We start from the raw sequence: 12452 nt of genomic DNA on the forward strand, positions 1-12452 counted from the left end.
CCTGTCTACACGAATTACTATCGGCCATCTGAACAATTTTCTACCGGCTGTCCTGAGAAATTTATCGGCGGCAAACAGACTCATACGCGGTCAGTCCGAACGACTACGGTGTGAACTCGGATAGCGAATACCGCGTCGCCGTTCACCCGAACCTTCGAGCACGGCTCGCCTACGACGCCGACGACGGTGCGGTGCGTCTCACCCTCGACTACCGGCGAGACGGGAAGTGGGAGGAACCGTCGAACGGTCTCGAACTCCAGGGACGGCGGATCAGCGTCACGTCCGATGGTGAATCGCTGTTAGAACGTGAGGTGTCGCTCGAACTGCTCGAACGCTACGGGACGACCATCGCCGGTTTCGCCCGCAAACTCACCGACCGAACCGGAGCGGCAGAACCCGAATCGTGGCCTATCGCAGTCGCACAGAGCGACGGTAGCGTCGTCGAAGCACTTCGCCCGCCTACGCAGGCGACCTTCGAAGTGTTCGAAGACGACGCTGGCGAGTGGCGTTGGCGACTCCGCCACAGAAACGGGAACATCATCGCCGACAGCGGCGAAGGCTACTCCTCGAAACGGGCGGCGAAGAAAGGTATCGAGAGCGTCAAACGAAACGCGCTCGGCGCACCCGTCGAAGATCTATAACGAATCGAGATCAGCGACGAACTCCTCCAGCATCAATCGCGTGACGTGTGGCATACAGACGATGCGGAGTTCGCCCGACCCCGTGGGTGAGACTCGCCACCCTTTCGTCTGAAGCGCCTCGACCGTCTCCCGAGGGACGTCGGCTGCGACCAGTGGCAGGACGGGGTCGACCACGTCGTAGCCACTCGATTCGAAGGCGTCCGCGATCCACTCAGCGTTCGCTTGTGAACGCTCGAACTGCTCGCGGTAGCCGTCCGGCCAGAGCGTGTCCATCGCGGCCCACGCGCTGGCGACCCCCGCACCGCTTCGCGTTCCGGTCAAGGTCGCCTGCGACGTCGATTCGAGATACGGCGTCTCGACCGCCAGCGCGTCTAGTACCCGTTTTTCGCGCGCTAGAAACCCACCCGCCGGAACCGCCGCCTGTCCCATCTTGTGCGGGTCGATGGTCATGGTGTCCACGTCCGCGTGTCCGAAGTGCCAGTCGCGGTCGGTGAACGGGAGGACGAACCCACCCCACGCCGCGTCGACGTGGAACAGCGCATCGACCTCGTGGGCGATCTCGGCGAGCGTCGACATCGGGTCGACGCGCCCGTACTCGGTCGTCCCCGCGATACCGATAATGAGGACGGTGTCGTCATCCACCAGTTCGGCCATCGCCTCCGGGTCGGCACGGTGGTCGGCGTCGGTGGCCGCGAGCCGAAGTTCGACATCGAGCACTTCGGCGGCCTTCTGGAAACTGAAGTGGGCGCTCTCGGGTGCGACGACGTTCGGTGTGTCCGTCTCCGCGAGATTTCGCGCTGCTCGAACGGCCTGAATGTTCGCTTCCGTCCCGCCACTGGCGACGTACCCTTGTGGCTCCCGAAGTCCGGTGATGTCGCCCAGCAGTGCTACTGCTTCGTCTTCGAGTGCTGAGACGGTGGGATACGTCGTCGGATCACCTGGATTCGACGCCAGAAATCGTTCGGCAGCGTCACGGGCCGCCGGATGCGGTTCGGTACACATCGAGGAGAGCACCCGGCGAAACGACTGCGGCGCGGCCACCTGCATATCCGGGAATTCGCCGCTTCAGGTATATCGGTTCCGTTCTCGGGCGAATCCGTCCGGAATAACCGTTCTCACACTACCGAAATATCCTTCCGTACTCACACGTCAGTTGTCATATGGACGACCATATCGCGTCGGTTCTCGACCGTTCGTTCCCGGATCGTGACGTCGAGGAGGTCGGGCCGACCGGCCCCTCCTGGAACGACAAGAATCGAACGGTCAGGATCGATTTCGCCGATGGGCAGACGATATTCCTGAAGGTCGCTATCGACGGGGATGGTTCCCGGATCGCCCGCGAGCGGGCGGTGATCTCCCACGTCGGCGCGAACTGCGAGGTTCCCGTCCCGACAGTGGTGGCGAGTGACACCGACTGGGACGTTCCCTACTTCGCTACCGCACCGATGTCCGGCCAGAGCTTCATCGCTTCGTGGTCTGACGCGAGCATGGACGAACGGGCCGCACTGGCTCGGCAGGTCGGAACCGCGCTGGCAGCCGTCCACACGCTTCGTTTCGAGGAGCACGGACACATCACCGGTGGGGACGAAGAGGGTCTCGAACTCGAAACGGGGCCGTGGACCGACATCCTCATCGAGAAGATCGAAGAGGCGAGAAGCTTCGCCTCCTCCGACCGGTTCGACCACCACTTCGACGAGGTGATCGCGGCCGTCGAGGCGAACCGAGAGCTGTTGGACGAAGCGCCCGCCGCGTTACTCCACGGCGACCCTGCTCAGCCGAACTGCTATGATACCGAAACTGGAATCGGCTTTCTCGACTGGGAGATCGCTCACGTCGGCGACCCGGTGCGAGACATCTACCGCACGCAGAGCCAGCAGTTCGACTCCCTTCGCTCCGAGGGCCCAGAGCCGATCGTGACCTCGTTCTACGACGGCTATCGTGAACGAGCAGGCGGACTTCCAGACGGATTCGAAGACCGCCGCCCTGTCTACGAAGCCGTCAGGTTCCTTGGCAATTCCGGCTACGTCGACAAATTGGCGGAGTACGTCGACGAGCCGCCCGAGGAACTGGCGGAGTGGATTCAGACGGAGATGACCCGACTGCTCGCCGAGATTCGGTGAGAAATCGCAGTTGCCTCGACCGCGCGAAGAAAGAAATCGAACTTAGCGAACCGAATCGAGCATGAGTTTCTGCTCGACGCGCTTCACTTCGTGTTGGACATCGCGGACTGCGTCGATGTTCGCCGAGATGGACGAGATGCCGCGATTGACGAGGAAGCGAACCATCTCCGGTTTCGACCCGGCCTGTCCACAGATGCTGGTGTTGATGTCGTGTTCACGACAGCAGTCGATCGTCTGGCCGATGAGTTGGAGCACAGCGGGATGGAGTTCGTCGAACCGCCCGGCGACGTGCTCGTTGTTTCGGTCGACAGCGAGCGTGTACTGCGTGAGATCGTTGGTTCCGAAGCTAGCGAACTTGATGCCCGCGTCGGCCATCTCCTCGATCTGCAGTGCGCTGGCGGGCGTTTCGATCATCACACCCCACGATCGTTTGTCGGGGTCGATACCCGTCTCGGTCATCAGGCGACGAGCGCGGAACACGTCCTCCGCGTCGTTGACGAGCGGGAACATGATCTCGACGTTGTCGTAGCCCATCCCGTACAGTTCTTTGAAGGCGTCGAGTTCGTACTGGAACACGTCCTGCTTGTCGAGACTGCGACGGATGCCCCGCCAGCCGAGCATCGGATTGTGTTCGTTCGGCTCGTTCTCGCCGCCCTGCAACTGCCGGAACTCGTCCGTGGGCGCGTCGAGCGTGCGCACGCGCACGGGGCGGGGGTAGAATTCCTCTGCGACGCCGCGGATGCCTTCGACGATCTCCTCCACGTAGGCATCGACGCCGTGGTCTTCGATGTACTTCTCCGGCGTCTTGTTGGTCGAGAGGATCATGTGCTCCATCCGGAGCAGTCCGACGCCGTCGGCACCTGTCGCGGCGGCGCGCTCTGCGGCCTCCGGGATGGAGACGTTCACCTTGACCTCCGTCGCGGTCATCGGTTTGACGGGGGTCTTCGGGCGAGCCTCCTCGATGGGTTCGCGTTCCTGTTCCCGCTCGGTCTTCCCCTCGCGGACGGTGCCTTTGTCGCCGTCGAGAGTGATGATCTGGTCGTCTTCAAGCGAGTCGGTGGCGTTGCTACAGCCGACGACTGCCGGGACACCGAGTTCACGCGAGACGATAGCGGCGTGACTGGTCATGCCACCTTCGTCCGTGATGATGCCCGCTGCGCGCTTCATCGCGGGCACCATGTCGGGCGTCGTCATCTCGGTGACGATGATGTCTCCCTCGCCGACCTTGTCGAGCTGGTCGAGCTTCGATACGATCCGGACTGCGCCGCTCGCGATGCCCGGACTCGCACCCAGGCCACTCACGAGGATATCACGACTGCCTTTGGAGGCGGTTTCGACCGCGCCGCTTCCATCGGCGACGCCTTCGGTCGTTTCCGCTGCGATGTCGCTACTCTCCTTGATGGTCGTGATGGGCCGCGATTGGAGCATGTAGACCTCACCGTCGAGGATGGCCCACTCCACGTCCTGTGGCGTTTCGTAGTGGTCTTCGACCTCCTCGCCGAGTTCGACGAGTCGGGCGATGTCGTCCTCGGAGAGGACGCGAGCGTTTCGCCTGTCCTCCGGAACTGCTTGCTCGACGGTCTCACCCGTCTCGGTGTCTTTCGTGTGCATCACCTTCTTGTCGGCGATGGTGATATCCTCCGTCGCACCGGACGAGCGGTCGACGACGTAGTTGTCGGGTGACACCGACCCCGAGACGACCGCCTCGCCGAGACCCCACGCCGCCTCGATGATGATCTTCTTCTCGCCAGTGGAGGGGTGGCTCGTGAACATGACACCGCTTTTCTCGGCGTCCACCATGCGCTGGACGACGACCGCGATGTCCACTTTCTCGTGGTCGAAGCCCTTCTCCTGTCGATAGTAGATAGCTCTCTGTGTGAAAAGCGAGGCCCAACACTCTTTCACTCGCTCGACGAGGTCGTCGCGGGTGATGTTGAGGAACGTCTCCTGTTGACCCGCGAAGGAGGCGTCAGGAAGGTCTTCTGCCGTTGCAGACGAGCGAACTGCGACGAATGCTTTCCCGTCGTCTAGACCATCGTAGGCTTCGAGGATTCCGTCTTTGATATCTTCGGGAATCTCGGTTCCGAGGATGAGTTCTTCCGCCCGCGACTCGGCTTCTGCGAGTGCTGCGGAGTCCTCGGTATCAACGTCGACGGCCTCGAACAGTTCATCTGCGATGCCGGTCTCCTCGATGAACCGCCGATAGCTCTGAGCGGTCACGACGAATCCCGGCGGGACGGGGAGGTCCGCGCCGGTGAGTTCACCGAGCGACGCACCCTTGCCACCGACCAGTTCGAGGTCGTCTGCACTGATTTCTTCCAGCCAGAGTACAACCATGTGCGTATGGGGGGAAACAAGCAGGCACATAAAGAAGGTTCCGACCAACACGCCGAGAATCGTTAACTCAGAACCGAATACCCATCGATAGGGGTCGATGAGGGGCCGATGCTTCGAGGCGAAAGTGGGTCGTTAGACTTCGATGATACCGTCGTCTTCGTCGTCGGGGACGACCAACTGGCCATCGAACGCGGTGGTCGCCTGCCCGCCCACGTGGACGTGGTCGTCCACGCGAACGCGCACGTGCCCCGGCCTATCCATGAAGTGACCCTGCTCGAATCGCATCTCGTCCGGGGAATCATCGAACGCTTCGGAATCGTGGAGATAGGCTCCGACCGCCCCGCTGGCGGTTCCGGTCACGGGGTCTTCGGGTACGCCGGCGAGAGGCGCGAACATCCGCCCGTGGAGCGTCGAATCGGCGTCGATAGCGTCGAAGCTGAAGATGTAGACGCCGACCGCATCCACCTCGTCGCACAACGTTTCGATGGCTGCCATGTCCGGCGCTGCGCCGCCGACGTGTTCGAGGAAGTTGACGGGCACGACGAGGAATGGGAGTCCCGTGGAGGCGACCGCGAGCGGGAGATCGGCACCCACGTCGCGGAGCGCGGCCGAGTCGATACCGAGGGCGTCGCCCACGCGGTCGTAGTCCAGTTCGACGGTTTCGATCTCGGGGTCGTCCTGCGTCATCCAGACCGTGCCGTCGTCGCCTACGTCGGTGTCCAGCACGCCGACGTTCGTTTCGAGGGAGTGCGTCCCCGGTTCGACCACGCCGTCTTCGAGCAGGTGGACGTGTGATGCGATTGTCGCGTGTCCACAGAGATCTACCTCGGTCGTCGGCGTGAAGTAGCGTACTCGGCGGTCTGCCTCCTCGCTGGCCTGCAAGAAGGCTGTCTCGCTCACGGAGAGTTCGCGGGCGATGGCCTGCATCTGGTCGTCGGTCAGGTCGTCTGCCTCGGGGACGACGCCCGCCGCGTTTCCGGTCAGCGGTTCGTCGGTGAACGCGTCCACGAGCAGGGTACGGACGGTGTGCATATTTGGGATGTGGTTCGGGAATGGGTTTAATTCTCGGTTCTCCGTCGGGATCGAGTTTTGTAGTTTTCTTTCATGTCACGTGGTGACCTTGGCAGCAAGATTGCTGTGTCTTCGAAGGTCTCTGGGTTCTCGTTGCGATGAGTTACCGCAGTGATGGGGTCTCAGAAAGCCCTCGTGTGCTCGACTCGCGCGCCCCGCGCTGCGCTCCTCGGGTGGGCGCTCCGCTCCCACCCTGTGGTGCTTGCGGGGTCGTGCTTCGTCGACCCCACTCACGGTATCACCGTTCGTACTCGAGGCGCGTTTCGTCTCGCACCCCTCGCCCTTTCAGTTCACCGTCAGAGCACGCTCTGACGAGCCCTCGTGAGCAACGCGAGCGAGGACACCAGGGAATTGCTTGGACGGGACGGGCGCTTTTCGTATCTGGTGGTTGTAGCGTTCGGCGGCTGTTCGGCCTACGTGCGGTGGCTGTTGCGGAGCGGTTGCGGTCGTCTGGGAGGACTGAAAAGGGCCGGTCGGTCGCTCCTGCCCGGACGACGTTCCCGCGAGCGAACGGACGTGAGCGAGTGGGAAGCAGCGAGAGCGCAACTCTCGCCAGCCAAGCACCGCAAACCGACTGGGCGGAGTTCTCGTGAGTGACCAGTGGGAGCGAACACCGAGGGCGTTCGAAGACAACTCCACCGCGGTAACTCAGCTATTTCGAAGAGAACGACACCGACAGGACGGATGTACTGAAACGTACTGAAATGTACTATCCGAACCAATCCAAAACGGTGATTCTCCATCACTCACAAAAAATCGAAAGCCACCCAAACGCCGTCTACGCCGAGTCGGTGACGTAGCCGCCTTCGAGGTGAACGTCGAACGAGTCGCCGGGCGATTCCGGTACGGTGATCGTCACCGCCACGTCGCGGACGTACTGTTCGCCGCGAGCGTGCTTCTCGGTCAACTCGAAGGTGGTGCGCTCGTCGTCCACCTCCAGCCAGCCGGTTCCGGTGGCGGTGCCGGACACCGTCGCCGTGGCCTCGATCTTCGCACCCGGTTCGGGCGTGCCCTGCACGGAGAACGATTCCAGCGACAGTTTCGGTCCCGACATCGAGACGGTGACCGTCGTGTCGAACGTCTCCTGATACGTTGGTGATCGACCACCGCCGCCATCACCATCACCGCCACCGCCGCCATCATCGCCATCACCGCCACCGGGTTCTTTGGTCAGCAGTTCGACCCCCAACTCCGATTCGACGTTGCCGATCTTGTTGAGGATGGTCTGGCGTTTCGACCCGGCGAAGAGCAGCCCGACGAGCTCACCGGACGAATCGGCGAAGACGGGCGACCCGCTGTCGCCGCCTTTCGACAGCGCACCTGCGATGAGCTGGTCGCGGAGTTTGAGCGTCCCCGCCTCGCCGAAGTTCACGCGCACGCTCGCGCCGACGGCCTTTATCGTGCTCTGTGTGACGCCGGTCGTTCGACCCGTCTTCGTGACCGTCTTTCCCTTGAGCGACTTGTACTCCTTCCGTCGGATGGCCGTCGGCCAAGAGTCGTCCAGTTCGTGGTACTCCGGCGATTCCCGTTCGGGGTCGACAGACCGCGCCGCCACGTCTACCAGCGCGCCGTCATCGACGGTGACGTACCCCCGGAGTTCGCCGGTCTTGTCGTCCGGAAGACTACCGCCGTCGCGGGGGGAGGGCTGGATGATGGGTTCGCCGAATTCGGCCTTGTTCACCCGCGCGTAGACATGGTTGTTCGAGAGGCGCACGAGGTCGCCCTTCGAGGCTGCGTCGCTCCAGTTAGCTTTCGAGGTGTCGGTCACGCGAGCGGGGTACGGCCCGGCGGTCGCCGCGGTCGATTTCGCGTTGATCTCGCTGACGCCGCCGACGACGGGGCGATGGCGTTCCTTTCGGTCTGCCTTCGCGTCGGGCATCGGCTCCACGAGCGAGAGGGCGTCGAACCCATCGCGCTCTTCGCCGTAGCCTGCGTCTTCGACTTCGAGGTTGACGCCGGAGACGCGCTTTTTCACGTTGTCCTCGTCGGAGAGTTCGCTGTCGGGGAGTTTCTGCGAGACGAAGACTCGGAGCGTGTTCGTCTCTTCGTCGTACTCGACGCCGAGGACGTTCTTACAGTCGAGGAGGTCTTCGAAGTCTTGTGTGTGAGTCATAGCTGTGGGAGGGACGGTCGTTTCACGACCTTGTCCGTGGATATTAATGCCCGACGATAATAGTGCTACTGGTTAGCACAGAATATTGAGCTATCATTTCTGTCACAGGTAGCGGCGGTATCACACTTTTCCAGCGTGACGCCTACCTGTAAACCGTTAAGTGCCACGGCGCGCGATTCTCGGGTTGGTATGAGCGACCTCCCGGACGATTTCAAATGTACGCTGACCAACTGGGACTACATCTACGGTCTCTGTCGGGACGTGAGCGACCAGGTGAAAGAATCGGATTTCGAGCCAGATGTCATCGTCGCGCTCGCGCGCGGGGGGTGGTTCGCCGGGCGCTGTGTCTGTGACTTCCTCGGCCTGGACGACCTCACGAGTCTCAAGATGGAACACTACGTCGGCACGGCCCAGAAGTCGGGCGAACCCGAAGTCCGCTACCCGATGCCCGAAGGTAGCGTCGAAGGTAAAGACGTCCTCATCATCGACGACATCGCCGACACTGGCGGTTCAATCAAGCACGCCCACGAGTACGTGGACGACCGCGAGGCCGGAGAGGTCAGGACGGCGACGCTCCAACTGCTCCAGACGAGTGAGTTCGACCCCGACTACATCGGCGAACGCCTCGAAGAGTGGGCGTGGATCGTCTACCCCTGGAACTTCATCGAGGACATGATCGACATCACCAGCGGCGCGATGGACAGGGCCAAGAAAAACGTGTTCTCGGAGGAGGATATCCGCCACTACCTGAACGAGTACCACGACGTAGAGCGCATCCAGATGGAGATCGCACAACCCGATCGGCTCGACGAAGTGCTCGCCGAGATGGAACGCCGGGACGTGCTCGCCCGCGAGGGCGACGGGTGGCGACTCCTCGAAAACGCGACGGGCGTGCAGTAGCGAGACGAACAATGGACACCATCGATGCCCTCGCCGAGGCGTTCACGCTGAAGGACGAACGCAGAACCGGCTGGCAACTCCGGAACGTTTCCGACCCGGAATCGGTCGCCGGTCACACGTGGGGCGTCGCACTTCTCTCTCTACAGTACGGCGACGAAGCGGGAATCGACACCGACAGAGCACTCAGGCTGGCGGTCGTCCACGACCTCGCGGAAGCCAAGACCGGTGACGTCCCCACCCGAGCAGACGACGCCGACCAGCACATTTCTGCCGACGAGAAACGCCGGGACGAGCGAGTCGCGATGGACGAACTCGCCGAACCGCTCGAAGGCGAAGTGCGCGAACTCTGGGACGAATACGAGGCCAAAGAAACGCCGGAAGCGACGTTCGTCAAGGACATGGACTTGGTCGAGATGTGCTTGCAGGCGCTCGTCTACGAACGCGAAAAGCGATACGACGGCGAAAGCGACCACTTCGAGGAGTACGAAAATCTGGACGAGTTCTTTGCCACGGCAGAACCCCGTCTCCGAACGGAGGTCGGACGACGACTGTTCCACGAGATAGAGACACGATACGAAGCTACCCGCGACGAACCCGATTCTACCGAGTGATCGATCCGTAGGTGTGGAGTGACCAGGCCGCGGGCGTCGAACGATCAGTCCGCGAGCGTCGAATCGGTCTCCGAAACCACTGTCTCTTTCCACGTCCCGCGGAGGAACCACGCGACCGCCGCGATCGCGCCGACGATGTCTCCGAGCGCGACGCCGACCCAGATTCCGGTCGGCCCCCAGTCTTCGACGAAGATGAGGTAGTAGGTCGCGGGGACGCGAGCGACCCACAACGTTACCATCGAGAACGCCAGTGCCGTCTTCGTGTTGCCCGCGCCGCGGAACGCACCGAGGACGACCTGCAAGACGCCCATGAAGACGAACATGATGGCCATGGTTCTGAGATAGTTGCTCCCGTGTTCGATGGTCTCGGCCACGCGGGCTGTGTCGGCACTGAGGAAGACCGATACCAGCGGCTCTGGGAACAGGAAGGCGACGAGCGAGACGACGACCATCACTCCTGCGACCAGCGCGCTCGCCAGTCGAACCGAACGCTCCGCGCGGTCTGGTCGGTCAGCACCGATATTCTGCCCGACCATCGTGTTCGTCGCCTGACCGAGTCCCATCGCAGGGAGGAAGACGAGCGACGAAAGTCGGTTGCCGAGACCGTAGGCCGCGACGACCGCGGGAGGGAACGTCGCCACCATCCCGGTGAGGACGACCATCGCCAGCGAACTCGTGGACTGCTCGGCTGCTGCAGGGACGCCCAGTCGGACGATCTCTTTGATTCGGCCCAGGTCGGGCGTGAGGTGGTGGCGTCGCACCTGCGGGCCTGCGTCGGTACCGAAGATGACGTACAGTCCCAGGGCCGTGGCGACCGCCCGCGAGAGCACGGTGGCGATCGCCGCGCCCTGGATCTCCATCCCTTCGATCGGCCCCCAACCGAAGATGAGTATCGGGTCGAGCACGACGTTGACGGCGACGCTGACGAACATGATCCGCATCGGTGTGCGGGTGTTGCCGTAGCCGCGCATCAGCGAGACGAAGATGAAGAAGCCGAAGAGGAACGGCGAGCCGAGGAAGAACACTCGCATGTAGTTGGCTGCCATCGGAACGATGATCGCCGCGGTTCGCTCGTCGGCCGGGAGGAGACCCAGCATCGGCTCGACGAGTGCGAACCCGAGGAGACCGATGACGACTGCGACGATGGAGACGAACGAGAGCGTCTGACCGGCCACTGCGCTCGCTTCGTCCTCGCTCCCTGCGCCCGTGTACTGGGCGACGAGGATGCTCCCTGCTGCGGTGAACCCGCCACCGATGGAGATGAGGAAGAAGATGAGCGGGAACGCCAGCGAGAGCGCACCGACCGCGTCCGAGGAGAGCGCGCCGAGCCAGAACGTGTCGGCGACGTTGTACGCGACCTGCAAGAGCTGGATGACGACGATAGGCCACGCTAAACGAACCATCGGACCGACGAGCGGCCCTTCCGTGAGTTCACTGTCGTGACGGGGGGAGGGCATGCAACGTAGTGAAACGTTGATGGTATTTCAATTCTCGTAAGGTGTGGTGTCATCCGACACGAAACGAACCCGTGTCGTTTAGGTGACCGCCCACCGGATTTCCTGCCATGATCGGCTTCATCGGCGGAAGCGGTATCTACGAGGCACTGCCTCTCGAAAACACCCGCGAAGAGCACGTGACGACCCCGTTCGGCGACCCGAGCGCGCCGGTCACCATCGGCAAGTTGGCCGGCAAGGAGGTCGCGTTCATGCCTCGCCACGGGCCAGACCACCAGCACACGCCCACGGAAGCGCCGTACCGGGCGAACATCTACGCGCTGAAGGAACTCGGTGTGGAGCGAATCCTGGCGAGCAACGCGGTCGGCAGCCTCCGCGAAGAGCTACCGCCGCAGACGCTCGTGATCCCCGACCAGATCTTCGACCGAACCAAACACCGGACGCCGACGTTCTTCGGCGACGGCATGGTCGTCCACATGCCCTTCGCGGACCCCTACTGCCCGCACATGGTCTCGCATCTCTCGGCGGCCAGCGACGAGGCGACCGACGCGAACCACGAATCTGGCGGCACCTACGTCTGCATCGAGGGACCGCAGTACTCGACGCGCGCCGAAAGCGAGTTCTACCGCGCTCAGGGCTTCGAGATAATCGGCATGACGGCCATCCCGGAAGCGAAGCTCGCCCGCGAAGCCGAGATGTGTTACGCGACCGTGGCAGGCGTCACCGACTACGACGTGTGGAAAGCGGACAGCGAGGTCACCCTGAAGGAAGTGCTCGAAAACGCCGCGAAGAACGAAGAGTCCATCAAAGAAGTGGTCGAGCACGCGATCCGAACGATGCCCGACGAGCGCGAGTGCGACTGCGGGCACGCGCTGGAGGGCACCATCAACACGCCGACGGAGGCCATCTCGGACGAAACGCGCGAGAAGGTCGAACTTCTGGCTGGCGAGTATCTCTAAGCTCGTTCGAGCCACCCGCGGACGAGCGCGTCGGTTTCTGCGTCCGTTTTCAGCGTGCCAGCAAACGACACGATTTTTCGACATCCGTCCCGTAGCCAGTACATTTCAGTACGTTTCAGTGGATCTCAGTACATCTGCGTCAGTACACCTGAGTTCACGGCTCACTGGCGTTCGCCGTTCGTTTTCCGACCATCCTCCTGTCTCGCCGTTCGAATCACTCCAGCGCAGGGTTTTAGCCCCAGTCAC

At 62.5% G+C, this 12452-nt stretch carries 11 protein-coding genes; 6 read left to right on the plus strand and 5 right to left on the minus strand.

Annotated elements, in window-relative coordinates; all coding sequences use genetic code 11:
• Positions 1-110 precede the first annotated feature (110 nt).
• Positions 111-641, plus strand: a complete 531-nt coding sequence (locus tag ACR3FE_RS10785) for an HVO_2922 family protein (RefSeq protein ID WP_458207108.1) — start codon at positions 111-113, stop codon at positions 639-641.
• On the opposite strand, the gene mfnA is transcribed toward ACR3FE_RS10785, so the two are convergent.
• The gene (gene mfnA, locus ACR3FE_RS10790) at positions 636-1688 is read right to left on the minus strand and encodes a tyrosine decarboxylase MfnA (RefSeq protein WP_458207109.1); all 1053 of its coding nucleotides are present in this window, start codon (positions 1686-1688) and stop codon (positions 636-638) included. The two genes, ACR3FE_RS10785 and mfnA, sit on opposite strands and share 6 nt — an antisense overlap.
• A gap of 113 nt (positions 1689-1801) precedes the next feature.
• Between mfnA and ACR3FE_RS10795 the strand changes: the two genes are divergently transcribed.
• Entirely contained in the window at positions 1802-2761 is a 960-nt protein-coding gene (locus ACR3FE_RS10795; RefSeq protein ID WP_458207110.1) for a phosphotransferase family protein, read from the plus strand.
• Between the two features lie 42 nt (positions 2762-2803).
• Here ACR3FE_RS10795 and ppsA read toward each other — a convergent pair whose 3' ends face one another.
• Both ppsA and ACR3FE_RS10805 read right to left on the minus strand, forming a co-directional pair.
• The gene (gene ppsA, locus ACR3FE_RS10800) at positions 2804-5098 is read right to left on the minus strand and encodes a phosphoenolpyruvate synthase (protein ID WP_458207111.1); all 2295 of its coding nucleotides are present in this window, start codon (positions 5096-5098) and stop codon (positions 2804-2806) included.
• A 132-nt stretch (positions 5099-5230) separates the two neighbouring features.
• Positions 5231-6130: a PhzF family phenazine biosynthesis protein gene (locus ACR3FE_RS10805; RefSeq protein WP_458207112.1), complete on the minus strand. Its 900-nt coding sequence runs from the start codon at positions 6128-6130 to the stop codon at positions 5231-5233.
• 360 nt (positions 6131-6490) lie between these two features.
• Here ACR3FE_RS10805 and ACR3FE_RS10810 point away from each other — a divergent pair, with 360 nt between their 5' ends.
• The gene (locus ACR3FE_RS10810; RefSeq protein ID WP_458207114.1) at positions 6491-6766 is read left to right on the plus strand and encodes a hypothetical protein; all 276 of its coding nucleotides are present in this window, start codon (positions 6491-6493) and stop codon (positions 6764-6766) included.
• 181 nt (positions 6767-6947) lie between these two features.
• On the opposite strand, the gene ACR3FE_RS10815 is transcribed toward ACR3FE_RS10810, so the two are convergent.
• On the minus strand, positions 6948-8282 hold the full coding sequence (locus tag ACR3FE_RS10815; RefSeq protein WP_458207115.1) for a chymotrypsin family serine protease: 1335 nt from the start codon (positions 8280-8282) through the stop codon (positions 6948-6950).
• A gap of 189 nt (positions 8283-8471) precedes the next feature.
• Between ACR3FE_RS10815 and ACR3FE_RS10820 the strand changes: the two genes are divergently transcribed.
• Complete coding sequence (locus ACR3FE_RS10820; RefSeq protein WP_458207116.1) at positions 8472-9182, plus strand: phosphoribosyltransferase; 711 nt, start codon at positions 8472-8474, stop codon at positions 9180-9182.
• A gap of 11 nt (positions 9183-9193) precedes the next feature.
• Positions 9194-9793 (plus strand): HD domain-containing protein, encoded by a 600-nt coding sequence (locus tag ACR3FE_RS10825; RefSeq protein ID WP_458207117.1) that lies wholly within the window; start codon positions 9194-9196, stop codon positions 9791-9793.
• 44 nt (positions 9794-9837) lie between these two features.
• Here ACR3FE_RS10825 and ACR3FE_RS10830 read toward each other — a convergent pair whose 3' ends face one another.
• Positions 9838-11250 (minus strand): MATE family efflux transporter, encoded by a 1413-nt coding sequence (locus ACR3FE_RS10830; RefSeq protein ID WP_458207118.1) that lies wholly within the window; start codon positions 11248-11250, stop codon positions 9838-9840.
• Positions 11251-11357: 107 nt separating this feature from the next.
• Between ACR3FE_RS10830 and mtnP the strand changes: the two genes are divergently transcribed.
• Positions 11358-12206, plus strand: a complete 849-nt coding sequence (gene mtnP / locus ACR3FE_RS10835) for an S-methyl-5'-thioadenosine phosphorylase (RefSeq protein WP_458207119.1) — start codon at positions 11358-11360, stop codon at positions 12204-12206.
• The last annotated feature ends 246 nt before the right edge of the window (positions 12207-12452 follow it).

This window comes from Haladaptatus rarus (genome assembly GCF_054177585.1).